This is a genomic window from Sphingomonas sp., from assembly GCF_024508665.1.
Classification (GTDB): domain Bacteria; phylum Pseudomonadota; class Alphaproteobacteria; order Sphingomonadales; family Sphingomonadaceae; genus Sphingomonas.
Window position 1 is genome coordinate 811,001 of record NZ_JANINP010000006.1, and the last position, 22,391, is coordinate 833,391.

General features: G+C 65.8%; 25 protein-coding genes. 5 read left to right on the forward strand and 20 right to left on the reverse strand.

The window, feature by feature from the left end; translation table 11 throughout:
* The first annotated feature begins 27 nt into the window (after positions 1–27).
* Positions 28–1,824: an AcrB/AcrD/AcrF family protein gene (locus tag Q0L25_RS12660; protein ID WP_296614764.1), complete on the forward strand. Its 1,797-nt coding sequence runs from the start codon at positions 28–30 to the stop codon at positions 1,822–1,824.
* Between the two features lie 119 nt (positions 1,825–1,943).
* Here Q0L25_RS12660 and Q0L25_RS12665 read toward each other — a convergent pair whose 3' ends face one another.
* From Q0L25_RS12665 to Q0L25_RS12705, 9 genes are all read right to left on the reverse strand, one after another.
* Complete coding sequence (locus Q0L25_RS12665) at positions 1,944–2,570, reverse strand: MarC family protein (RefSeq protein WP_296614766.1); 627 nt, start codon at positions 2,568–2,570, stop codon at positions 1,944–1,946.
* Positions 2,567–3,181 carry a hypothetical protein gene (locus tag Q0L25_RS12670; protein WP_296614768.1) on the reverse strand — a complete coding sequence of 205 codons (615 nt, stop codon included), beginning with the start codon at positions 3,179–3,181 and terminating at the stop codon, positions 2,567–2,569. The genes Q0L25_RS12665 and Q0L25_RS12670 overlap by 4 nt, the downstream gene beginning before the upstream one ends.
* Positions 3,178–4,074 (reverse strand): bifunctional methylenetetrahydrofolate dehydrogenase/methenyltetrahydrofolate cyclohydrolase FolD, encoded by an 897-nt coding sequence (gene folD / locus Q0L25_RS12675; RefSeq protein WP_296614770.1) that lies wholly within the window; start codon positions 4,072–4,074, stop codon positions 3,178–3,180. Before folD ends, Q0L25_RS12670 begins: the two co-directional genes overlap by 4 nt.
* Complete coding sequence (locus Q0L25_RS12680) at positions 4,071–4,391, reverse strand: DUF167 domain-containing protein (RefSeq protein WP_296614772.1); 321 nt, start codon at positions 4,389–4,391, stop codon at positions 4,071–4,073. The genes folD and Q0L25_RS12680 overlap by 4 nt, the downstream gene beginning before the upstream one ends.
* A complete protein-coding gene (locus tag Q0L25_RS12685; protein WP_296614774.1) occupies positions 4,367–4,669 on the reverse strand; it encodes a YggT family protein in 303 nt (100 codons plus the stop codon). Before Q0L25_RS12685 ends, Q0L25_RS12680 begins: the two co-directional genes overlap by 25 nt.
* Positions 4,670–4,732: 63 nt before the next feature.
* Positions 4,733–5,632, reverse strand: a complete 900-nt coding sequence (gene argB, locus Q0L25_RS12690; protein ID WP_296614776.1) for an acetylglutamate kinase — start codon at positions 5,630–5,632, stop codon at positions 4,733–4,735.
* A gap of 149 nt (positions 5,633–5,781) precedes the next feature.
* Positions 5,782–6,435 carry a queuosine precursor transporter gene (locus Q0L25_RS12695; protein WP_296614778.1) on the reverse strand — a complete coding sequence of 218 codons (654 nt, stop codon included), beginning with the start codon at positions 6,433–6,435 and terminating at the stop codon, positions 5,782–5,784.
* A gap of 78 nt (positions 6,436–6,513) precedes the next feature.
* A complete protein-coding gene (locus tag Q0L25_RS12700; RefSeq protein ID WP_296614779.1) occupies positions 6,514–6,921 on the reverse strand; it encodes a hypothetical protein in 408 nt (135 codons plus the stop codon).
* A gap of 280 nt (positions 6,922–7,201) precedes the next feature.
* On the reverse strand, positions 7,202–7,651 hold the full coding sequence (locus Q0L25_RS12705) for a hypothetical protein (protein ID WP_296614781.1): 450 nt from the start codon (positions 7,649–7,651) through the stop codon (positions 7,202–7,204).
* 257 nt (positions 7,652–7,908) lie between these two features.
* On the opposite strand from Q0L25_RS12705, the gene Q0L25_RS12710 reads away from it, so the two are divergent.
* On the forward strand, positions 7,909–9,186 hold the full coding sequence (locus tag Q0L25_RS12710) for a nucleoside transporter C-terminal domain-containing protein (RefSeq protein WP_296614784.1): 1,278 nt from the start codon (positions 7,909–7,911) through the stop codon (positions 9,184–9,186).
* 165 nt (positions 9,187–9,351) lie between these two features.
* On the opposite strand, the gene Q0L25_RS12715 is transcribed toward Q0L25_RS12710, so the two are convergent.
* The 10 genes from Q0L25_RS12715 to gluQRS all read right to left on the reverse strand — a co-directional run bounded on the left by Q0L25_RS12715 (position 9,352) and on the right by gluQRS (position 16,827).
* On the reverse strand, positions 9,352–10,221 hold the full coding sequence (locus Q0L25_RS12715; protein WP_296614786.1) for a 3-hydroxybutyryl-CoA dehydrogenase: 870 nt from the start codon (positions 10,219–10,221) through the stop codon (positions 9,352–9,354).
* Between the two features lie 79 nt (positions 10,222–10,300).
* Positions 10,301–11,077 (reverse strand): class I SAM-dependent methyltransferase, encoded by a 777-nt coding sequence (locus Q0L25_RS12720; RefSeq protein WP_296614789.1) that lies wholly within the window; start codon positions 11,075–11,077, stop codon positions 10,301–10,303.
* Positions 11,074–12,051, reverse strand: coding sequence for an L-histidine N(alpha)-methyltransferase (gene egtD, locus Q0L25_RS12725; RefSeq protein ID WP_296614791.1), 978 nt, complete (start codon positions 12,049–12,051; stop codon positions 11,074–11,076). Before egtD ends, Q0L25_RS12720 begins: the two co-directional genes overlap by 4 nt.
* A gap of 33 nt (positions 12,052–12,084) precedes the next feature.
* Positions 12,085–13,344 carry an ergothioneine biosynthesis protein EgtB gene (egtB, locus tag Q0L25_RS12730; protein ID WP_296614794.1) on the reverse strand — a complete coding sequence of 420 codons (1,260 nt, stop codon included), beginning with the start codon at positions 13,342–13,344 and terminating at the stop codon, positions 12,085–12,087.
* 72 nt (positions 13,345–13,416) lie between these two features.
* Positions 13,417–13,977 carry a cob(I)yrinic acid a,c-diamide adenosyltransferase gene (locus tag Q0L25_RS12735; protein ID WP_296614796.1) on the reverse strand — a complete coding sequence of 187 codons (561 nt, stop codon included), beginning with the start codon at positions 13,975–13,977 and terminating at the stop codon, positions 13,417–13,419.
* An 11-nt stretch (positions 13,978–13,988) separates the two neighbouring features.
* On the reverse strand, positions 13,989–14,222 hold the full coding sequence (locus Q0L25_RS12740) for a twin transmembrane helix small protein (RefSeq protein WP_296614797.1): 234 nt from the start codon (positions 14,220–14,222) through the stop codon (positions 13,989–13,991).
* 129 nt (positions 14,223–14,351) lie between these two features.
* Positions 14,352–14,831 (reverse strand): hypothetical protein, encoded by a 480-nt coding sequence (locus tag Q0L25_RS12745; protein WP_296614800.1) that lies wholly within the window; start codon positions 14,829–14,831, stop codon positions 14,352–14,354.
* Positions 14,832–14,933: 102 nt separating this feature from the next.
* Positions 14,934–15,578 carry a hypothetical protein gene (locus tag Q0L25_RS12750; protein WP_296614802.1) on the reverse strand — a complete coding sequence of 215 codons (645 nt, stop codon included), beginning with the start codon at positions 15,576–15,578 and terminating at the stop codon, positions 14,934–14,936.
* Positions 15,575–15,847 (reverse strand): PadR family transcriptional regulator, encoded by a 273-nt coding sequence (locus Q0L25_RS12755; RefSeq protein ID WP_296614804.1) that lies wholly within the window; start codon positions 15,845–15,847, stop codon positions 15,575–15,577. Before Q0L25_RS12755 ends, Q0L25_RS12750 begins: the two co-directional genes overlap by 4 nt.
* 116 nt (positions 15,848–15,963) lie before the next feature.
* Positions 15,964–16,827, reverse strand: a complete 864-nt coding sequence (gene gluQRS, locus Q0L25_RS12760; RefSeq protein ID WP_296614806.1) for a tRNA glutamyl-Q(34) synthetase GluQRS — start codon at positions 16,825–16,827, stop codon at positions 15,964–15,966.
* 92 nt (positions 16,828–16,919) lie between these two features.
* On the opposite strand from gluQRS, the gene Q0L25_RS12765 reads away from it, so the two are divergent.
* From Q0L25_RS12765 to Q0L25_RS12775, 3 genes are all read left to right on the forward strand, one after another.
* The gene (locus Q0L25_RS12765) at positions 16,920–17,486 is read left to right on the forward strand and encodes an HNH endonuclease (RefSeq protein ID WP_066587088.1); all 567 of its coding nucleotides are present in this window, start codon (positions 16,920–16,922) and stop codon (positions 17,484–17,486) included.
* Positions 17,487–17,745: 259 nt separating this feature from the next.
* The gene (ppc, locus tag Q0L25_RS12770) at positions 17,746–20,415 is read left to right on the forward strand and encodes a phosphoenolpyruvate carboxylase (protein WP_296614808.1); all 2,670 of its coding nucleotides are present in this window, start codon (positions 17,746–17,748) and stop codon (positions 20,413–20,415) included.
* A gap of 72 nt (positions 20,416–20,487) precedes the next feature.
* Positions 20,488–21,504 carry a cell wall hydrolase gene (locus Q0L25_RS12775; RefSeq protein ID WP_296614810.1) on the forward strand — a complete coding sequence of 339 codons (1,017 nt, stop codon included), beginning with the start codon at positions 20,488–20,490 and terminating at the stop codon, positions 21,502–21,504.
* A gap of 5 nt (positions 21,505–21,509) precedes the next feature.
* Here the strand turns inward: Q0L25_RS12775 and Q0L25_RS12780 are convergent, their stop codons facing one another.
* Positions 21,510–22,292, reverse strand: a complete 783-nt coding sequence (locus Q0L25_RS12780) for a hypothetical protein (RefSeq protein WP_296614811.1) — start codon at positions 22,290–22,292, stop codon at positions 21,510–21,512.
* Between the last annotated feature and the right edge of the window lie 99 nt (positions 22,293–22,391).

Here is a 22,391-nt window from a genome sequence, read left to right on the forward strand (position 1 = left end):
AGCCCCTGAACGCGCGAGGGAAGCATTTTGAGCAAGATCGAAAGCTGGTGGTCCGACCTGGTCGCTGAACTCGACCGGCACTGGATCAAATACGCGCTGCTCGCCTGGCTCATCGTCGGCTTGTGGTATGTCATCAGCGCCTGGCCGCAGATCCGGTCGCTGGGGCTCGGCGATACCGACGACAATATGCGACTGATGCAGGTTCGCGCGCTGCTCAACGGGCAGGATTGGTACGACCTGCGCGATTATTACCTCAATCCGCCGGGCGGCTTCGACATCCATTGGAGCCGTATCGTCGACTTGCCGATCGCCGGGCTGATCCTGATCCTGCGGCCGTTCATCGGCACGCCTTGGGCGGAACGGGTGGCGTGCGGCATCGCGCCGCTGCTGCCGCTGTCGATCGCGTTCATCGGCCTTGGCGCGACCGTCCGGCGGCTGGTCAGCCCGCACGCCTGGCCTTTGGCGATGGCGCTATTGGTCTGCGCCTGCACGCCGACGATGCTGATGTTCGCGCCCGACCGCATCGATCACCATGGCTGGCAACTGGCGATGCTCAGCCTGACCGTCGCCGGTTTGTGCGACCCAAAGGGTGCGCGCGGCGGGGTGATCGTCGGGCTGGCGAGCGCGGTCAGCATCTCGATCGGCCTAGAAATGCTGCCTTATGCCGCGATGGCGGGGGCGATCATCGCGCTGCAATGGATCTGGGATCGCGGCGAGGCGCGGCGCGTCGCCGCTTATGGCGTCAGCCTGGCAAGCGGCACTGCGCTCGGCTACGGCGCGTTCGCCTCCTATGCCAATTCGGTAATGCGCTGCGACGCGCTGACGCCGGTTTACCTGACGGTGATGCTGGTCGCGGGCGGGTTGCTATTCGTCCTGGCCTGGCTGAGCCCGGCGTCGCGCTGGGCGCGGCTCGGCCTCGCGGTTGCCGCCGGCGCGGTAATTGTCGCCGGATTCGCCTGGCTGTTCCCGCAATGCCTGGGGCGGCCCGAGCAGGCGTCGCCCGAACTGGTGCGCAACTGGCTCGACAATGTGCGCGAGGCCAAGCCGATTTATCAGCATCCGTTCCGCCAGGCGTTTCCGATCGTCACCTTGCCGATCATCGGCCTGTTGGGCGCGGCGATCGCGACCAGGCGTGCCATCGCCGATCGCGCGCCCAATATGGTCGGCTGGTCGGCGGTGACCTTGTTCACCCTGTTCGCCTGTTTGATGCTGTTGTGGCAGACGCGCGCCGGGCCGGCGGCGCAATTGCTCGCGGTGCCGGGCGCGGCGGCGCTGATCTGGATCGCGGTGCCGTTGCTGCTCGACAGCCCCAATTTGCTGGTCCGCGTGCTCGGCCCGGTCGCGGTGGTGCTGGTCGCCTCGGGCATGTTTGGTGGATTGTCGCTCCGGTTCTTGCCGATCGACAAGCCGGACGCCCGCATCACGACGATAAACCGCGCGAGCGCACGATGCCCTGCCATCAGCAGCCTCGCGCCGCTCAATCGATATCCGAGCGCGACGATCTTCAGCTTCGTCGATCTCGGGCCGCGGATCATCGTCGTTACGCATCACAAGGCGGTGGCGGGGCCCTATCACCGCAATGGCGACGCGATCCTGGACGTCCAACACGCCTTTGGCGGATCGCCCGACCAATTCCGTGCGATCGCGAGGAAGCATGGCGCGACGATGCTGCTGGTTTGCCCGAACATGGCCGAATCGACGATCTATCGCGCGCGCAATCCGGGCGGATTCTATGACCGGCTGGCCAAGGGCGAGATGTTCGCGTTCCTCGAGCCGCTGGAATTGCCGAGAAACTCGCCGTTGCGGTTGTTCCGGATCAAGTAGGCGCGTCCGTTCCCCAGCACTCCCCATCCGTCACCCCAGCGAAAGCTGGGGTCTAAGGCGGTGGGGCGATATGGCTTGAGACCCCAGCTTGCGCTGGGGTGACGGTTAATGGACGCTGGTCAGCTCAGGCCCAGGCTGATCCGGATGCCGTCGATCACGAACTGCACCGCCAGCGCGCCGAGCAAGACGCCGAGGATACGCGTGATGACCGCTTCTATCCGCGCGCCCAACAACCGCATCAGCGGCCCAGCGGCGAGCAGCGCGACCAGGGTCAGCGCCAGGATCGTCGCCAGCGCGGCGAGCACGGCGGCCACTTTCTCGAGCCCGTGATTGCGGCTCATCATCAGCATGACCGATGCGATCGAGCCCGGTCCCGCGATCATCGGCATGGCCATCGGGAAGATCGACACGTCCTCGACTTCGGGAGTCTGCGCGATCTTGGCGGCGCGGTCCTCGCGCCGCTCGGTGCGTTTTTCGAACACCATTTCGAGCGCGATCAGGAACAGCATGATGCCGCCGGCGATGCGGAATGCCGACAGGCTGACACCCAACGCCTTGAGCATCGCTTCGCCCACTCCGGCGAACACGAACAGGATGATCGCCGCGACCAGCACGGCGCGGATCGCCATCGAACGACGCTGCGTCGGCGTCGCTCCGTTGGTCAGCCCGGCATAGATCGGCGCGCAGCCGGGCGGATCGATGACGACGAAGAAGGTGACCAGCGCGGAAAGATAGAGTTCGATCATTTCGCGGCGGTCCGGTCGGCGATGACCTGCTTCATCCGGCGGCCGTCCCACAGCCACACGTCCAAGCTTTGCGCGCCGTCCGGAGCGACGTGCCAACGCCATGCGAGCGTACGATCGTTCGACTGACCCTCACCAGTTTCGCCGTCACGGTAACGCACCGCCGCGACGGTGGTCGGGCGACCATCGCACGACGCGCGGGTCACGCGCGGCCGTTCGCCGGCGGCGCGTGGGCTGGTCAAGGAGTCGCCTCTATCGACCAGCCATCTCCACTCGCCGTCGGACCGCCGCGCCCAGATCGTCGAGAAATAGCCTTGGGCCTTAGCCCAGCCACGAATCCACGGGCCGGTATTGGCCGCGTGGGCGCCGTCGCAGGATACGAAACTATCGGCGGCCCACCACATCACCGAATTGGGCGGATCCTTGCGATCCATCAGCCAGGCTTGCGCCTTGGTCGGTTGGGGCAAGAACATGACCGCATCGTCATCCGCCCAGTGCCGAAAGGCGGTCCATTGCCCCTCGATCTGCGCATCGCGAGCGAAGGATCGCTCGGCGTCAGCTGCGCTGCGCGGAACTGCGCTCGATGCCGCCAGCATCAGCGGCAGCAGGATCACCAGGCATCCTTGTCGTAGGACACGTCCTCGCGGCGATGCGCGGATATCATCGTGTTCCTGAGCAACACCGCGATCGTCATCGGGCCGACTCCGCCCGGCACCGGAGTGATCGCCCCCGCCACGCTCAGCGCGCCGGCAAAGTCGACATCTCCGACCAGCCGCCCGTTGCTGCCGCCGGATTCCGGCGGCTCGCGATTGATGCCGACGTCGATCACGCAAGCGCCCGGCTTGATCCACTCGCCCTTGACCATTTCGGGCCGACCGACCGCCGCCACGACGATGTCGGCGCGCTTGACCACGGTCGACAGGTCGCGGGTCTTCGAATGCGCCACAGTGACAGTGCAACTTTCCTTGACGAGGAGCTGCGCCATCGGCTTTCCGACGATGTTCGACCGCCCGATCACCACAGCGTCGAGGCCGGCGAGGTCGCCCAATTGGTCCTTGAGCAGCATCAGGCAACCGAGCGGCGTGCACGGCACGAATCCTTCGAGCCCGGTCGCCAGCCGCCCGGCATTGACCGGGTGGAAGCCGTCGACATCCTTGTCGGGATCGATCCGCGTGATCACCGCGCGCTCGTCGATATGTCCGGGCAGCGGCAGCTGAACCAGGATGCCGTCCACCGCGGGATCTGCGTTGAGCTGGTCGACCAGCGCCAGCAGGTCGGCTTGGGAGGTATGCGCGGACAGCTTGTGCTCGAAGCTCGCCATGCCCGCGGCGACGGTCGCCTTATGCTTGTTGCGGACATAGACGGCCGAAGCCGGATCCTCGCCGACTAAAACCACCGCTAGGCCGGGCACGCGCCCTGTCGTCTCGCGAAATGTCGCGACCTGGGTTGCGATCCGCTCGCGCAATGCCAGCGCGAATGCTTTGCCATCGATGATGTTCGCCGTCATGGCTCGGCCTGATAGAGCGCGGCGGCGATCTTCGCCAGCGCTTCGGCGTCTCCCGAGATCGCCAGCCGCTTCAGTCTGGCGCGATCGCCGGCGATCAGCCGCACGTCGCGCCGCGGCACACCAAAATGCTTTGCCGCAAGCTCGATCAGCGCGGCATTGGCGGCGCCGTCGACCGGCGGGGAGTTCAGACGCGCCGCGGCATGCCCGGGACCCGGCGCGAGCTCATTGCGGGAGGATCGCGGCGTCACGCGCACCGCGATCTCGATCCCGTCGGAAGTCGTGCGCCAGCCGCTCAGAGCGCGCCCGCGCCGACCCACCACAAGGCCAGCCGACCGATTGCGATCTGGAGGCACCAGATGATCAGCAAGACGACCAGCGGCGACAGATCGAGCGCGCCGAAATCGGGCATGATGCGCCGGATCGGTCGATAGAAGGGCTCGGTGATCCGGTCGAGCGCCGTCCAGATCGCGCGCACGGTGTCGTTGTGGGTGTTGATGACGTTGAACGAAATCAGCCAGGACAGGATCGCCTGGATGATGATGATCCACTGCGCGACGGTCAGCAGGACCTGCAGAATACTGAGGATGGTAATCAAGTTTGTCTCCGAGGTGCGGCCCTATCCGTATCGATATAGGAACGAACCGGCTGCGAACAGCCCTCAGGCGCGAACCAGCGTGCCGGCGCCGCGCCGGGTGAAGATTTCGAGCAGCATGCCGTGCGGCACCCGGCCGTCCAGGATAACCGCCGCTCCGACCCCGGCCTCGACCGCCGCGACGCAGGTATCGACCTTGGGGATCATCCCGCCGGAGATGGTGCCGTCGGCCTTCATCGCCTCGATCGTCGCGCGGTCGAGGTCGGTCTGGAGATCGCCCGCCTTGTCCAGCACGCCGGCGACATCGGTCAGCAGGAAGAAACGCGTCGCGCCCAGCGCGCCAGCGATCGAGCCCGCCATCGTATCGGCATTGATATTATAAGTCTCGCCATCCACGCCAAGCGCGACCGGTGCCACAACCGGAATGAAACCGTCGCGCGCCAGATTCTTGAGAATCGAGGGATCGACCGTCACCGGCTCGCCGACAAAGCCCAGGTCGACATGGCGTTCGATCCCCGAATTGCGGTCGGGTTCGGTGCGGGTGACTTTTTCGGCGATGACCAGATTGGCGTCCTTGCCCGAAATGCCGACCGCGCGGCCGCCGAGCGCGGCGATCCAGCCGACGATTTCCTTGTTGATCTTCCCGGCCAGGACCATCTCGGCGACTTCGGCGGTGGCGGCGTCGGTGACGCGCAGGCCGCCGATGAATTCCGATTCGACTCCCAGTCGCTTGAGCATCGCGCCGATCTGCGGGCCGCCGCCATGGACGACCACCGGGTTGATGCCGACTGCCTTCAAAAGCACCACATCCTCGGCGAAATCGCGCTGCGCCTCGGGGTCGCCCATGGCGTGGCCGCCATATTTGATGACGAAGGTCTGGCCCGCGTAACGCTGCATGTACGGCAACGCCTCGACGAGCGTTTCGGCCTTGGCGAGCAATTGGGGCGAAGGGGAATGATCGGTCATGGGCGCGCCATACCCGTTCCGTTATCCCAGCGAAAGAACATCGCTCCGGATCGTCCGTGAGCCTGCGGGGCATGCTCAACCCGGTGTTGGCCTTCGGCGGAATATACCGAGAAAGATGCCAGCTTTCGCTGGTACGACGAGCGGGCCGCTCAGGCGCGATCGAGCTTCCTTCCCAGCGCGACGAAGGCGGTGATCAGGAACGGCACCAGCACGATCGACAGGACGATCTTGGTCAGCATCTGCCCTTCCATCAATTGGAGGATCGGGCGCTCGCCGTAAAAGGAGATGGTGATGAACAATAGGGTATCGACAATCTGGCTGATCACGCTCGCCACCATGCCGCGGAACCAGACCAGACGGCCCTTGCCTTCCTGTCCCTTGAGCTTCGAGAAGATGAAGACGTTGAGTGTCTGCGAGGTGCCGTAAGAGATGAAGCCCGCCAACATCATCCGCACGCTCTGACCGACGACGATGGGGAAGGCATCGATTGCCGGCGGATACATGCCGGGGTCATGCGGCAGCGCAAGGACGATCTGGATCAAAGCGGCCGAGGTGAACAGGGGCACGAAGCCGAGCCGGACGAGCATCGTCGCGGTCTTCTGCCCATGGATTTCAGCGACGGCGCTCGACAGGACGACCAGCAGGAGGAACCCGAAAATACCCGCTTCGACCGCGAGCGGTCCCAGCGCGACCTGTTTGACGCCAAGCACGCCCGCCATGCAGACCATGCCGCCATAGAGGATCGAAAAGACGAAGAGCGAACGAGGCAGCCTTACCTCTTGGGCGGGAGCGGGTGTTTCCATGCGGCACGACGCTAGCGCCAATTCCGTGCGCGTCAAACGGCCCGGTCGAAAGGGGATCGACCGGGTCGCTCCCCTAGGTCACTTAAGCCGCTTGTTGCACGCGCTCCAATATTGCGGCCAAGTCTGGCCGGGCGCGATCTTGCCGGCGGCCTTGTCGGCTTTCCACTGGTTGCCGCATTCGTGCTGACGAGACGCGGTCGCGGTCTGCGCCGCGCTGCGCGGACGCTTGGCGCCAGTCGGTGCGGCTGGTTTGTCGCCGCTGACGGCGGCGGGTTTGTTGGCGGCGGACTTGGGCAGCGAGGCTCGGCATTGCGCGAGGAACTGCATCCAACTCTGTCCGGCGGGCAGTGTACCGGCCGTCTTCGCTTCGCGATATTTCGCGCCGCAAATCTTCATCGGATTATCGGCGGCGGTCGCCGGAGTCGCCAGCATCCCAACGCCTGCAATCGTGATCGCGACCATCGCGGTCTTCAACATCATCGTCATCCCACATCCTTCCTCTGCGGCTCGCCGCCGGCGGTGGCCGACCGGAGGATACCGGCGGCCGTGGGATGGGAGATATCGCAATCGGGGCATCCGAGTCCGCGATTGCCTCCAAAACCGATCAATTTGTTCGGCATACGTTCTCGGCTCGAGCTGCGAACGGAGATGCGCGCCGTTAAGGGCATTCGGGCGGAAAGTAGCGAACATAACGCTCTGCGTGGCGGCAGGCCAGGCGTGCAGTAAACGGCCCGGCCGGTTGCCGCCGGCCGGGCGCCTGGAGCGGCTATTTCATACGCTTGTTGCACGCGCTCCAATATTGCGGCCAGGTCTGGCCGGCGGGAACCTTGCCGGCGGCTTTCGCGGCGCGATATTGCGCGCCGCATTGACGCTCGCGCGCGTACATAGCTGCCTGGGCCGGACTCGGCTGACCCGGCGTCTTCGGCGGCTTGGCGACAGCGACGCGCGTCGGAGCCGGTTTCGTCACGACGGCCGGCTTGGCGGCGACCACCGGCTTCGCCGGCACCGTGACCGCGGCGGGCTTGGGCAAGGATGCGCGGCACTGCGCCAGAAACTGGCTCCAGGTCTGGCCCGCGGGCAGCGTCTTGGCGGTCTTGGCGGCCTGATATTTGGCGCCGCACACCTTCATCGCATTGTCAGCGGCGAACGCAGGAGCGGCCGTGCCGATCCCCGCCAGCATCGACGCCGCCAGCGCCATCTTCATGATATGGGTCATCTTTCATGCTCCCTCGCAGGCGCCCATAACCACGCGGCCCGGGCTACCGGCCTTATAGGGCGTGATCCCGCAAACATGAACGCCAGATGACTGAATTGACCCGTCCCGGAGCCCTCCGGGCAATGCGCGGGCCAAGGGGCTGTCCTAGTCCGATTTTTACCGCCATAGTTGCCGGCAATTTGACCTATCGCATGGGCGGGGCCCCGGGTTTGCCGGCGCCTCGCGCATCGGATGAGTGAGTGGGGGCTTACCAACACATGCCACGTTTCCTGATCGGCATTGCCGGCATCCTTGTCATTCTGGCGATTGCCTATCTGCTCTCCGCCAATCGCAAGGCAATCCGCCTGCGCGTCGTCGGCGCGGCCTTCGCGCTCCAGGTCGTCATCGCCTGGCTGGTCCTCTATGTCCCGGCCGGCAAATTGGTGATCGAGAAGATGGCGGGCGGAGTCACCGCGTTGCTCAATTATGCGCACGAAGGCACCAATCTGATCCTGGGGCCGCTGGCGACCGATCCCAAGTTCGGCAATGCCTTCGCGATTTCCGCGCTCCCCGTGATCATCTTCTTCGCCGCTTTGGTCTCGGTGCTCTATCACCTCGGCATCATGCAGTTGATCGTGCGCTGGATCGGCGGCGCGATCGAGAAAGTAGTCGGCGTCAGCAAGGTCGAATCCTTGTGCGCCGCGGCCAATATCTTCGTCGGCCAGTCGGAGGCACCTTTGGTTATCCGGCCGTATCTCGCCACGCTGACCCCATCCCAATTGTTCGCGGTGATGTCGGTCGGCATGGCGGGCGTCGCGGGTACGATCCTTGCCGCCTATGCCTCGCTGCTCGGGCCGACGGCGCTGCCCTATCTGCTCGCGGCTTCGTTCATGTCCGCGCCCGGCGGGCTGCTGATGGCCAAGCTGATCATGCCCGACGAGCCGGTGCCGGCAGGCGAATTGCCGCTGGAGGGCAGCGCGGCCGTTCTGGCGCACGAGGATGACGCGATCCGTGCCGCCGAGTCGCATATCGAGGAGGAACGTGCATCGAACGTCATCATGGCGGCGGCGATGGGTGCACAGACCGGCGTCAAGATCGCGGTCGCGGTCGCGGCGATGGTGCTCGCCTTCGTCTCGCTGGTCGCGCTGGCCAACGGCCTGCTCGGTTGGGTCGGCGGCTGGTTCGGCTATCCGACGCTCAGCTTCCAGGGGATGCTGGGCGATATCTTCGCGCCGGTCATGTATTTGCTCAACATCCCGTGGAACGAGACCGGCGCGGCCGGGCAATTGTTCGGGCAGAAGATCGTGCTCAACGAATTCGTCGCGTTCATCGATCTCGGCCAGATGAAAAATTTGTCGCCGCGCACCACGGCGATCGTCACCTTTGCCTTGTGCGGCTTCGCCAATTTCTCGTCGATCGCGATCCAGATGGCCTCGACCGGCAGCCTGGCGCCCAACCAGCGGCCGATGATCGCCAAGCTTGGCCTGCGCGCGCTGGCAGCAGGCAGTCTGGCGAACCTGATGTCGGCGGCCCTGGCGGGGATGCTGATTCCGTAAAGAGCTCAGCGCGAAAATAGCCGTTTCCCCGGCAAAGGCCGAGGCCCAGTTACCATAATCTCTCGATGGCGGGATGCCATCTCTGGATCATCGACGCTGGGCCCCGGCCTTCGATGGGGAGGCGTTAAAATATCGGGATCAGCTTAAAAAAAGGACGCGTCGCCATCACCGCGTCGGTACAGGCTCCGCGCCCGAATAATCGTAGAAACCGCGCCCGGTCTTGCGGCCGTACCAGCCGGCTTCGACATATTTGACCAGCAAGGGGGCGGGACGGAACTTGGGATCGCCGGTGCCCTCGAACAGCACGCGCGTGATCTCCAGGCAGGTGTCGAGCCCGATGAAATCAGCGAGCGTCAACGGCCCCATCGGGTGATTGAGCCCGAGCTGGCAAGCGAGGTCGATGTCGCGGATCGTCGCCACGCCTTCGCCGAGCGCGAAACACGCCTCGTTGAGCATCGGCATCAGGATGCGGTTGACGATGAAGCCGGGCGCGTCGTTGGCGCGCACGACTTGCTTGCCGAGCGCGGCGGCATAGGTCTCGATCAGCGTCACGGTCTCGTCGCTGGTTGCGAGGCCGCGGATGATCTCGATCAGACCCATGACCGGCACGGGATTGAAGAAGTGGACGCCGATGAAGCGCTTGGGGTCGGGCGTCGCCTGGGCGAGGCGGGTGATCGGGATCGACGAGGTATTCGAGGCCAGCACCGCGGTCGTACCGAGCACCTTGCCCACCTCTGCGAAGATCGCGCGCTTGATCTCCTCGCGCTCGGTCGCCGCCTCGATGATCAACCCGCATTTGCCCATCGCCGACGGGCCCTCGATCGTCTCGATCCGCGCGAGGGTCTGATCGGCAACCTCGGCGGTGATCTTTTCCTTCGACACCGCGCGGGCGAGTTGCGCGGCGATGCCCGCCTTTCCCGCGTCGGCGCGCTCCTTGGAGACATCGGCGAGCAGCACGTGGTAGCCGGCCTGTGCCGACACCTGCGCGATGCCCGCGCCCATCTGTCCCGCCCCGATCACGCCCACGCTTTGCATGTCACTTCCTCGCAAATGATTCTGCGGCCGAGGCCGATGCGATTCGCCCTAGCCATAGCGGCGGTCACGCGGCAACCGGTCAGTCGATCCGGCCGCAATCGTAGGCGCGAGTCACATAGGGAAAGTGGACTTTGTGCTTGCCGGCCAGCTCAGGCGTCGCGGCGATCATCGCGCGGATTTCCTCGATCAGGGCGGTGCGGCGATTGCTGGGCAAAGCGGCGATGAAACTGGTCGACAATGTGCGGCCGATTATGACTTCCTCGGCCGTTCCCACATGAACGTAGCGCATCGTCGTTTCGTGGAGAGGTGAGAAGCCAGGCGCAGGGAAAACGCTACGCCATGCCTGGGACTTCTGGCGAGGAGCATCGTCCTGATAGCGATCGGTGATCTCCGACAATCGCCGCACCCAGGGAACCTCGATGTCGCGCACGTTCCAGATCAGCCCGAGCGTCCCGCCCGGTCGCAACACTCTCCGGAATTCGGCGAGCGTTTGCGGGGTTGCGAACCAATGGAAGGCCGTGGCGCAGATCACGGCATCGACCGATTCCGCGGCGACCGGCAATGCTTCTGCAGTAGCGATGGCGGTCGCGACGCCCGGGGCAGAAGACGCCAGATGGGCAAGCATTTCCGCCACGGGGTCCGTGGCGAGGACCATCGCGCCTGTTTCCACGAGCAGGCGGGTGAACAAGCCGGTTCCGGCGCCGACTTCGACCACGCGGCTGTCCGGTCCGATGCCCATCCGGTCGCGCAGCCAGTCGAGCGCCTCACCCGGATAGGCCGGGCGACTGGCGGCGTAAGTGTCCGCGCTGCTCGCGAAACCGGTCGCGGCGGCGCGATGCACGCCGGCAGCCGTCACGGTGCGGGACGCGGCGGCTGGGCCTCGGCAAGGTAGAGTGCGAACTGGTCGTCGGGATCGGTCCATTCGGCGATCGGCGTCCAGCCGCCCGACCGCAGCAGCAGACGCGCGTCGCGCGGGCCGTATTTGTGGCTGTTCTCGGTATGGATCGTCTCGCCCGCCGCCATCTCGAATGGCCGCCCTTCGACCGTGAACACGACGTCGCGCACGGACTCGAGATGCATTTCGATCCGTGCGCGATCGTCGTTCCAGATCGCACGGTGGCGGAACGCGTCGATCGGGATCGTCCCGTCGAGCTCGCGATTGATCCGCTCGAGCAGATTGAGATTGAACTGCGCGGTGACGCCGGCGCCGTCGTCATAGGCGCGTTCGAGCACGTCCACATCCTTGATCCGGTCCATTCCGATCAGCAGCATCGCTCCTTCCCCAAGCGACGCGCGCATCGCTCGTAGCAGGTCGGTCGACGACAAGGGGATCATGTTGCCGATCGTCGATCCGGGGAAGAAGCCCAGCTTGGGCGCCGTGCCAACCTGATGCGGCAAGGCGATCGGTTTCAGGAAGTCGGCCTCGACCGGAAAAACCGGCAGGCCGGGGAATCGCTCGGACAGCGCGCGCGAGGATTCGCGCAGGAAATCGCCCGAAATGTCGATCGGGACATAAGCGCAAGGGTCAAGCGCCTGGAGCACGATCGGTGTCTTGGTCGACGATCCCGATCCGAATTCGACTATGGCCCGGCCGGGCCCGACGCGCTCGGCGATCTCTCCGGCGACCGTGCGCAGCAGCGCGGTCTCGGTCCGCGTCGGGTAATATTCGGGCAATTCGGTAATCGCCTCGAACAATTCCGAGCCGCGATGGTCGTAGAACCAGCGCGCCGGAATCGCGCGCGGCCGCCGTGTCAGCCCGTCGATCACGTCGGCGCGAAAGGCGGGATCCGCGAAACTTCGGGTGCCGTCCTCGATTTCCTGTTTGAGCATCAGATATCCTTTGCGGGCCGGCGCCGTGACAAATCAAACGTCCTTGGCAAGGCGCACGCCGGTGAATTGCCAGCGCTGATGGGGGTAGAAGAAGTTGCGGTAACTGGCGCGGGCGTGGCCACGTGGGGTGGCGCAGGAGCCGCCGCGCAGCACGAACTGCCCGCTCATGAACTTGCCGTTATACTCGCCGACCGCGCCTCCCGCAGCACGGAAACCGGGATAGGGGCGATAGGCGCTGCCGGTCCATTCCCAGACGTCACCGAAAAAAGCGGGGCCGCCGGCCGAGGGGCGCGGTTCGACAGGTCCCGCGACGTCGAGCTGGTTGCCGCCGTCGGGATCGTATCCGGCCGCGGCCGCTTCCCATTCCATCTCGGTCGGCAACCGCGCGCCAGCCCAGCTGGCATAGGCATCGGCCTCGAAAAAGCTGACATGCGTGACCGGCGCGGCCGGATCGATCGGGCGACGGCCGTCCAGCCCGAACCGCGTCCATGCGCCGTCGCGTTGTTCCCAGTAAAGCGGCGCGCTTATTCCCTCGCGCTGCACCCAGGCCCAGCCATCAGACAGCCAATGGCGCGGCTCGGTATAGCCGCCATCGGCGATGAACGTGGCCCATTCGCCATTGGTCACGGTACGGTCGGCGATAGCGTGCGGGTGGAGCAGAGTGCTGTGCCTGGGACCTTCGCAATCGAACGCGAAATGCGGGCTGTCATGCCCGATCTCGACCACGCCGCCGGCATTTTCGATCCAGCCCATCGCATCGGGCATCGCCACCGGCACCTTGCGCGCGCCCGGCCAGATCGCCGGCTCAATCGGATTTTCCGAGAACAGGTGGAGAATGTCGGTCAGCAGCAATTCCTGATGCTGCTCCTCGTGATGACAGCCGAGCCGGACCAGTTCCCGCGCCTCTTTCGGCAATGTCGGTAACGCCGCCGCCAGCGCGGCGTCGACCGCGGCGCGATAGGCCAGCACCTCGTCCAGGCTCGGCCGCGTTACCATGCCGCGCCGCGCACGGCTGTGGCGGCGGCCCTCGGCCTCGTAATAACTGTTGAACAGGAACGGGAAGCGTTGGTCGTGAAGCGTGTAGCCGGAGACGAAATCGCGCAACACGAACGTCTCGAAGAACCAGGTGGTGTGCGCCAGATGCCATTTGGCGGGCGACGCATCCTCCATCGACTGCACCGTTGCATCCGCGTCCGACAGCGGCGCGACCAATGCCACGCTCAGGCCGCGCACCGCAGCGTAACGCGAGGCGAGAGCTTCCGGGGTCGGACGGAGGCCAAGTCGTGTTCTCATTATGTTCCTTTTCGGTCGTTTCGCCGACGGAGTCAATCGCTCACATAGGAATTACGGGCCAATGCCCAAGGGTTATCGACGCGATGCGCCGGGAACCCAGAGAACGTCGCTGGCGCCCAGATTGTTCAATCGCCGCGCCGCGACGAACAGCCAGTCGGACAGGCGGTTGATATAGGTCAACGCCTCGGGAGTGAGCGGATTGTCGGCGGAAGCGGCGACTGCGCTGCGCTCGGCACGGCGGACGATCGCGCGCGCCAGGTGGAGCTGCGCCGCGCCGGCCGCGCCGCCGGGCAGGACGAAGCTGGTCAACGGCGACAGCGAAGCGTTCATCGCGTCGATCTCGTGCTCGAGCCGCTCGATCTGCTCTGCCGTCACGCGCAGCCCGCCTTCCATATCGAGCGGGGTCGCGAAATCAGCGCCGAGGTCGAACAATTCGTTCTGGATACGCCGCAAGCCGCCGGCGGTGCCGTCATCGTCGATCGACACCAACGCCACGCCGATCGCACTGTTCGCCTCATCGACGTCGCCGATCGCCGCCATCAGCGGATCGGCTTTGGAAATCCGTCCGCCGCCGACCAGCCCGGTCGTGCCGTCGTCACCCGTGCGCGTATAGATCTTGTTGAGCTTGACCAATGGTCAGCCGCTCAATGCTGGCGGCCGACGAGCAACAGCAACAGCACCGCGATGAGGATCGCCACCGCCTGAAAGATGATGCGGTACATCATCATCTGGTTCGACCGAAGCGACGTGGCGCTGGGGCCATCGCCGCTTTTCACATCCTCGGTAGCGCCCTTGAGGAACAGGACGACGCCACGAACCAGGGCAACGACGGTCGCGATCATCGCGGCGATGAGCAGCAAGGCGAGGAAGACGGTCATGGGACCTATCTAGGCTCCGCCGGGCGCGAAGCCAATGGGCGCAATGAACGAGAGGCAGCTTGCGAGCGCCGTGCGGAGCCACGGTGATTTTGCCCCGTGCGCGCATTTCCCCGCAAGCCGCCTCAGATCTTATCGAATCCAGCGGAAGCGCCGCACGGTCGGCTTTCCGTCCGCGCCGACGACCGTCGCACTCTCGGTCATTTCCTTGCCGTCCGGCGACACCGTATAGACCCTGACCGAACCGAGATTGCCGCTCTTGCTCAGTCCCATGACCAGCACGTTCGGCTGGGGGGTAGTCATCGCGACACTGTCGGCCTCCGTCTGGTCGCCTGCGATCGGGACGGCTTGGCCGTCGAGGTGTTCTTGCGACGTCATGCGGCGGGCGCTGCCGTCCTTCGCGGTGATTACATAGGTGGTATTCCACATGCCGCCTCCGGCGTCGGCGAATTCGGCGGTCACGCTGGCGGGACGGGCCTCGACCGGGATCGTCATCGACCCGGTGTCGAGAGTCCATCGACCAAGGATCGGCGAGGCCGAGGGTTGCGGCGCCGGCGCCGATGCGGCGGGCATCGCCATGGCGAGGGCGATCATCGCTAGAGGCATGTTCATCTCTTCTCTCCTTCCACGCAGTATTGAACGAAAGGCGCACGTGTTCCGGCGGACCGTAAGCGGCCCGTGCAGTTCACATGGTGCAGGCAGAAATTCTGGAAGTTACGCGGCCGGCGTCCCGGGCGGCGCGCCGGCGAACAGGTGCGCCTGCCACCGGTGCAGTTGCCAGATCGCCACGAGTTCGATCGTGAGCACGGCGGCCGGCAGCAGCAGGAACGCCATGTCGAGGAACAGGACGCCGGTGAACAGGAAGAGGGTGACCGTGGCAGCGCTGTTGACGCGCGCGAGGGTAGCGACGCGATCCCAATTCCGCTCCAGGACGAACCACGGCATCAGCACATGCCCGGCGACGATACCCCAGACGAGCACCGCCAGGGCCGGGGCAAAACCGCGGTTCCAAGGCGTGAGCAATGGCTGATGTTCGCCTGCGCCGGCGAACCAGCCGGCTATCCCGGCATGGCCGGTCGGCAGGAAGGGAAACCCGGATGCTGTGCCCACCATCAACAGCGCGGCCAGCGGGAGCAGGCCTAGCGCGACGGCGTGGCTGGTCAGCGCGAACCGACCCTCTTCATGTTTCGGCATCTCGCGCAGCGCGCCGATCAGGCAACCCGCCGCAAAGGTCAGCGGCTTGCCATCGTCGATGGCGGCGTCCAGCTCGCTACGCATCGCCAACGCCCAGTCACGGCGATCATCGCCGAGGCAGGCTTCAGCCAGCGCCATAACGGCACGCGCCAGGATCGCCGTCATACGGATATCTCCTTGAAACCGGATGAGGCGCGCTCATTGGCCGTTGCCCGCGCCAGCGCGAGACCCTGCGTCGTCAGCCGATAGGCATGACGCGCGGGCCGGCCGGGTTGCGCCGGCTCGCGCCATTCCGCCTCGACCAGGCCCTGGTCGGTCATCCGCATCAGCAGCGGGTAGAGCGTGCCCGACAAAAGCCCGGTTTCCTTGATGATGTCATAGCCATGGCGCCACTCGTTCGGCGTCACGGACAGCGCGTCGAGGAGCCGAAGCATTTGTTTGGAGGGGCGACGAGTGGCGGCCATGAACTAAATACAACATATGTAGATTTAAGAGTCAAGCGGGGTCTTGATCTGCCATCTCGACCTACATTTCGCCCCGAACGGCGAGGCTAGCAGTCGAAGGCGAAGTCGGAGGGCAGGACGCCGGCGCGCAACTGGCCGGCGAGGGCCACGCCGTCGATGCCCTGCACGCGCCAATCGGCCAGCGTCGGCGCGCCATGACGCTTGGCCAAGCGGTTGCCGTTGGCGTCGAGCACCAGAGCATGATGGTGATAGACCGGCTCGGGCAGGCCGAGCACGGCCTGGAGCAAACGGTGGGCATGGGTCGAGGGCATGATATCGCGACCGCGCACGACATGGGTGACGCCTTGCGCGGCGTCGTCGACCACTACGGCGAGATGATAACTGGCCGGGCGGTCCTTGCCCTTGAGCACGAGGTCGCCGAGCATCAGCGGCTCGACCGGCATCGTGCCGGCGAGTTCGTCGGTCCAGGTGAGCGGTCCCGCGCGCCGCGCGGCCTCGCCGGCGTCGAGCCGCCACGCAAAGGGCTCGCCCGCCATCCGCGCCTCGCGTGTAGCGGGATCGATCGAGCGGCAGGTGCCGGGATAGAGCGGCCCGTCGGGACCATGGGGTGCATGCAGGCTGGCGGCAACTTCGCGCGCGATCTCGGCGCGGGTGCAGAAACAGGGATAGGCCAGGCCGTCGTCGCGCAAGCGGTCGAGCGCGGCGTCATACAGCGCCAGCCGTTCGGACTGGACCGTCATCTCGTCCCAGCCGAGCCCGAGCCATTCCAGATCCTGCAGGATCCCGGCGACGTGTTCGCGCCGAGACCGCGTCACGTCGGTGTCCTCGATCCGCAGCAGGAAGCGCCCGCCATGGTCGCGGGCGCGGTCATGCGCCTGGATCGCCGACCAGGCGTGACCCAAATGCAACCCTCCGGTGGGACTCGGCGCGAAACGGCTGACGATCACCAAACCGGCCCTTGACCGCGAGTCGCGCGCTGTGCTGTCATCATGGCGTCATCCTGATCGGCTTTACGCCTGCCAGGAAAGCGAAGGGGGAAAGCGTGTTTCATCCCGACCTGATGCGACATCCGGACAGTTGTCCCGCGTTGGTGCTGAACGCCGATTATACGCCGCTCAGCTATTACCCGCTCTCCGTCTGGCCATGGCAGACCGCCGTCAAGGCGGTCTTTTTGGATCGGGTCGACATCGTCGCGCATTACGAGCGCGAAGTGCGCAGCCCCAATTTCGCGCTGAAGCTGCCCAGCGTCATCGCGCTCAAACAATATGTCCGGCCGAGCCAGTTCCCGGCCTTCACGCGGTTCAACCTGTTCCTGCGCGACCGTTTCCAGTGCCAATATTGCGGCACCCACAAGGACCTGACCTTCGACCACGTCATTCCGCGCGCTTATGGCGGCCGCACGACGTGGGAGAATGTGGCCACGGCCTGCGCGCCGTGCAATCTGCGCAAGGGCGGCCGCACGCCGGCCGAAGCCAAGATGCCGCTCCACGTCGAGCCGATCCGGCCGACCAGCTGGCAATTGCAGGAACATGGGCGGAGTTTTCCGCCGAACCATCTCCACGATACGTGGCACGACTGGCTGTATTGGGACGTCGAGCTGGAGGCTTAGGGTTCCGCTTTTTTCGCGCCATCACCGCGAAAGCAGGACCCATCCAGCGTGCGCGCCGTTGCTACAACCGCTGTGAAGCGCCGCTTGCTGAGGAGCTGGGTCCCCGCGTGCGCGGGGATGACGCATGAGGATAGTTCGTGTGCCGCCGTTTCATGCAAACGTATGCGTCCTCCTAGCCGCGCCGTTGGAATAAAATGCCATGAATGGGCCCGATAACGAAACGATTGACCCGCATCGCGCTGCAGTGCAGCAAGCGGAAATGGCTGACCTCCCCACCATCACCAACAACCCCGACGTGCGCTTTCTGGGCAAATTGCTCGGCGACGTGATCCGCGCTTATGGCGGCGACGCGCTGTTCAAACGTACCGAATATATCCGCTCGGCTTCGGTCGATCGCCATCGCGGCGTCGGCGGGGATGTCGATCTCGGGCTGGATCGCCTGTCGCTCGACGAGACGCTCGATTTCGTGCGCGGTTTCATGCTGTTCTCGATGCTCGCCAACCTGGCCGAGGATCGTCAGGGCGTCGCGGCCGAGCCGGGCGCGGACGTCGCGGCGGCGCTGCAACGATTGGCCGACCAGGGGATCGGCAAGGACAAGGTGATGCGCCTGCTCGACCATGCCCTGGTCGCGCCCGTCCTGACCGCGCATCCGACCGAAGTGCGGCGCAAGTCGATGATCGACCATCGCAACCGCATCGCCCAGCTGATGGCGTTGCGCGACCGCAAGATCGCGACGACGCAGGAAGGCGACGATGTCGAACAGGCGATCGCGCGGCAGATCGCCTTGTTGTGGCAGACCCGCGTGCTGCGGCGCGAGCGGCTCTATGTCGCCGACGAGGTGGAAACGGCGCTCTCCTATCTGCGCGACGTGTTCCTGCCGGTATTGCCCGGCCTGTACCAGCGCTGGGACCGCGCGCTGGGCGAACGCACGCCGAGCTTCCTCAAGCCGGGCAGCTGGATCGGCGGCGACCGCGACGGCAATCCCAATGTCGTGGCGGAATCGCTGACCTCGGCACTGGCGCGGTCGTGCGAGGCGGTGCTCGGTTATTACCTCGACGCGGTGCACGCGCTCGGCGCCGAATTGTCGATCTCGACCGATCATGCGCGGGTCAGCGACGAACTGCTCCAACTCGCGGCGGCGAGCGGTGACGACGCGCCGAGCCGCAACGACGAGCCGTATCGCCGGGCGCTTTCGGGCGTCTATGCCCGGCTCGCCGCCACCTATCGTGCGCTCACCGGCAAGCCGCCGGCCCGCCCCGCCGCGCTCAAGGGCGAGCCTTACGCCGATCCGCAAGCGCTGCGCCGCGATCTGGTGACCATCGCCCACGCGCTGGCCGAGGAAGGCGCGGGGCCGTTGGCTTCGGGTGGCGCGCTCGGCCGGCTGATCCGCGCGGTGGATACGTTCGGCTTCCACCTGGCGACACTCGACCTGCGCCAGAACAGCGCGGTCCACGAACGCACGGTTGCCGAATTGCTCAAGGTCGCGGGGGTCGAGCCCGACTATCTCGCACTCGACGAAGCCGCGCGCGTGGCCCTGCTGCGCCGCGAACTCGCCAATGTGCGCCCATTGGTCAGCCCCTATGCGGCCTACAGCGCCGACACCGCGTCCGAACTTGCGATCCTGCGCGCCGCGGCCGAGGCGCATGGCAAATACGGGCCGGCCTGCATCCGCCAATATATCGTCTCGATGGCGATGTCGGTCAGCGACCTGCTCGAAGTCCATCTCATGCTCAAGGAAGTCGGGCTGTACGTGCCCGGCGACCCGCCCAGCGCCGCGATCATGGCGGTGCCGCTGTTCGAGACGGTCGGCGATCTCGAGGCGGCGCCGGGTATCATGGCCGAATGGTTTGCCTTGCCCGAAATCGCCGCCCTCGCGGTCGGGCGGGGCGTCCAGGAAGTGATGATCGGCTATTCGGACTCGAACAAGGATGGCGGCTATCTGACCTCCACCTGGCAATTGAGCCGCGCGTCAGAAGCGCTCGAACCGGTGTTCGAACAGGCGCATGTCGGCATGCAATTGTTCCATGGCCGCGGCGGCGCGGTCGGACGGGGCGGCGGATCGTCCTTCGCCGCGATCCAGGCGCAGCCGCGGGGATCGGTGCAGGGGCGTATTCGTATCACCGAACAGGGCGAAGTGATCGCCGCCAAATACGGCACGGCTGAAAGCGCGACGACCAATCTCGAGGCGATGGCCGCCGCGACCCTGCTCGCCAGCCTGGCACCGCCCGCTTTATCCGACGCCGATCACAAAAGGTTCGGCGCGGCGATGGACGAGCTGTCGGCCACCGCGTTCAAGGCGTATCGCGGACTGGTCTACAAGACCGAGGGCTTCCGCACCTTCTTCCGCGAGATGACCCCGATCGCGGAGATCGCCAACCTCAAGATCGGCAGCCGCCCAGCGAGCCGCAAGAAATCCGATGCGATCGAGGATCTGCGCGCGATCCCCTGGGTGTTCAGCTGGGCGCAGGCACGCGTGATGCTGCCGGGCTGGTACGGGGTCGGCCAGGCATTGGCCGCGTTCGAGGACAAGGCCTTGTTGCGCGAAATGGCGCAAGCCTGGCCGTTCTTCGCCGCGACGCTCGACAATATGGAGCAAGTGATCAGCAAATCGGACATGGCGATCGCCGAACGCTATTGTTCGCTGGTCAAGGACCGGGCACTAGCCGATGCGATCTTCCCGCGCATCCGCGACGGCTGGGAACAGGCGCGCGACGGCCTGCTCGACGCGACCGGTCAGTCACGGCTGCTCGAAAAGAATCCCGGCCTCGACGCCTCGATCCGCTTGCGGCTGCCCTATATCGAGCCGCTCAACCTGCTCCAGATCGAGCTGATGAAGCGCCATCGCGCGGGCGAGGACGATCCGCGGATCGGCGAGGGTATCCTGTTGTCGATCAACGCGATCGCGACGGCGCTGAGGAATTCGGGCTAGCCAAGACGCGGAAATCGCCGGCGAGTTCCCCTCTTAACTCGGTGCTAACCCTGATTGCCTAACCCGTCGCTCGTGAAGCGGCGGTGGGTTCTCCTCAGATTGCGCGCGCCCGCGGGCCTTGGCCTGCTGGCGATGGTCGCGTCGTGCCTGCCCCAAGCCGAGGTGCCGCAGCGGCTGAAGGCGCGGCCGATCGCGACCGTCACCATGATCAACAAGCTGGCGCTCGACCTTCCCGCGGATATCGCCGCCAAGCTTCCGGCGCTCGTCGACGCGGGTGGCCCGGTCACCGCGATCGCCGCCGCGCAGCCGTTGCTCGCTCTGTCGGCGACGCGCAGCCCCGATGATGCCGCGCGCGCGATCGAATGCCTGACCGCCGCGGTCTATTATGAAGCGCGGTCGCAAAACGACGATGGTCAGCGCGCGGTCGCCCAGGTCGTGCTCAACCGCGTGCGCGATCGCGCCTTTCCCGACAGCGTCTGCGGCGTGGTCTATCAGGGATCGACTCGACGCACGGGGTGCCAGTTCAGCTTTACCTGCGACGGATCGATGGCGTTCCGCCGCGACCCCGCATCCTGGGCGCATGCGCGCGATATCGCGGTCGCTGCCTTGTCGGGTCAAGTCTATGCCCCGATCGGCTCCGCCACTTTCTATCACGCCAATTACGTTTTGCCCTGGTGGGCATCGAGCATGGATCGCGTCGCGACGGTCGGCGCGCATATCTTCTATCGCTGGCGCGGCGGGCTCGAGGGCGCGCTCGCCAATAGCCAGAATTATTCGGGGCTCGAGCCCAGCCTGACGGGCCGTACCAGTCCCTGGCCCGGTAGCGCGAGCGGCGTGGCCGTTGCCGGTGCTGGAGGCTATGATTCGGGCGAGGTCGTCTCGGGCGTCGTCGTTCATCGCGGCGGCTCAACGCCGCCCGCGCCGGTCGCCGCGGCGCTATCCGCACCGGTGCCGGTGGCGCCGCTGCCGATGGGCAAGCATATCCGCGTCGGGGGCGGCCTTCGCTCCGAAAGCGGCGTTCGCGTCCATCGCGGCGTGGGACTGGCGGACGGCAGCGACCTGCCGGCCGCTCTTCCCGCCGCCGATTGAAACGGTCAGGCGGCGCGCAACGCCGCGCGCGGTTTCGGCCAGGCCGACCAGAGCGTGGCGGCACCGGCCAGGATGCCGATCGTTGCCAGCACCGCTGTCGGGATTTGGGTCAGGGCGGCAAAGGCTGCGGCCCAGGCCGCGCTGCGTCCTAGCGCTTCGACTAGAGCAGCCTGTGCGACGGTGACGGCGGCGACGGTCAGGAACGGCCGTCGGCTGCGGGGATAGGCCAAGGCCAGCAGGACGGCGATCAGGCCGGCGCTCAATTCGGCGGTCAGGTAGGCGGCGTCGAACGGACTCAGCCCGGGAATTGCCATCGGCGGCAACAGCCGCGTCACGATCGGCGGCAATACCAGCAACAGGGTCGAGATCATGTAGCCCGCATGCAGCCAGACCTGGTGGCGATGGAGCAAGGCAGCGCGGACGATGAACAGAAAGGCGATACTCGCGATCGCATCGTCGAGCCCCAGCATCGCGCCGAACGGAGCATAGAAAGGATGCCCGGCCAGCGCCTTCGCCGCCATGCTCTGCATTGCCAGCAATGCGCCCGCCATGAACAGCGGTACGATCGCGAATACCCCCAGGCCGGCGGTGCGATGGAGGCCGTTGCGGCGCTGATGGATCGACCAATGCTGGAAGAAGACAAGTGCGATCCACAAGGCGGCGGTGATGCCATGGGCGTGGAGCGCGAACGCGGCATGCGGCAGGTCGTGGAGATATTGCGGCCAGAACGCGACCGCGATCATCGGCACCAGCAACAGCAGCGCCCAGCCGGCGTGACGAAACGGCATGATTTTCCCCCAAAACCGTCACCCCAACGCAAGCTGGGGTCTCAATCCGTATCGCAATTCGGCCAGAGATCCCAGCTTTGGCTGGGATGACGGGAGGGG

Bases quoted from the DNA above. Each gene is read 5' to 3' on its own strand.
- Q0L25_RS12665 (WP_296614766.1), bottom strand. From the start codon at position 2,570: ATGATCGAACTCTATCTTTCCGCGCTGGTCACCTTCTTCGTCGTCATC.
- folD (WP_296614770.1), bottom strand. From the start codon at position 4,074: ATGACGGCGAACATCATCGATGGCAAAGCATTCGCGCTGGCATTGCGC.
- argB (WP_296614776.1), bottom strand. From the start codon at position 5,632: ATGACCGATCATTCCCCTTCGCCCCAATTGCTCGCCAAGGCCGAAACG.
- Q0L25_RS12695 (WP_296614778.1), bottom strand. From the start codon at position 6,435: ATGGAAACACCCGCTCCCGCCCAAGAGGTAAGGCTGCCTCGTTCGCTC.
- Q0L25_RS12700 (WP_296614779.1), bottom strand. From the start codon at position 6,921: ATGACGATGATGTTGAAGACCGCGATGGTCGCGATCACGATTGCAGGC.
- Q0L25_RS12705 (WP_296614781.1), bottom strand. From the start codon at position 7,651: ATGACCCATATCATGAAGATGGCGCTGGCGGCGTCGATGCTGGCGGGG.
- Q0L25_RS12710 (WP_296614784.1), top strand. From the start codon at position 7,909: ATGCCACGTTTCCTGATCGGCATTGCCGGCATCCTTGTCATTCTGGCG.
- Q0L25_RS12715 (WP_296614786.1), bottom strand. From the start codon at position 10,221: ATGCAAAGCGTGGGCGTGATCGGGGCGGGACAGATGGGCGCGGGCATC.
- egtD (WP_296614791.1), bottom strand. From the start codon at position 12,051: ATGCTCAAACAGGAAATCGAGGACGGCACCCGAAGTTTCGCGGATCCC.
- egtB (WP_296614794.1), bottom strand. From the start codon at position 13,344: ATGAGAACACGACTTGGCCTCCGTCCGACCCCGGAAGCTCTCGCCTCG.
- Q0L25_RS12740 (WP_296614797.1), bottom strand. From the start codon at position 14,222: ATGACCGTCTTCCTCGCCTTGCTGCTCATCGCCGCGATGATCGCGACC.
- Q0L25_RS12745 (WP_296614800.1), bottom strand. From the start codon at position 14,831: ATGAACATGCCTCTAGCGATGATCGCCCTCGCCATGGCGATGCCCGCC.
- Q0L25_RS12750 (WP_296614802.1), bottom strand. From the start codon at position 15,578: ATGACGGCGATCCTGGCGCGTGCCGTTATGGCGCTGGCTGAAGCCTGC.
- Q0L25_RS12755 (WP_296614804.1), bottom strand. From the start codon at position 15,847: ATGCTTCGGCTCCTCGACGCGCTGTCCGTGACGCCGAACGAGTGGCGC.
- ppc (WP_296614808.1), top strand. From the start codon at position 17,746: ATGGCTGACCTCCCCACCATCACCAACAACCCCGACGTGCGCTTTCTG.
- Q0L25_RS12780 (WP_296614811.1), bottom strand. From the start codon at position 22,292: ATGCCGTTTCGTCACGCCGGCTGGGCGCTGCTGTTGCTGGTGCCGATG.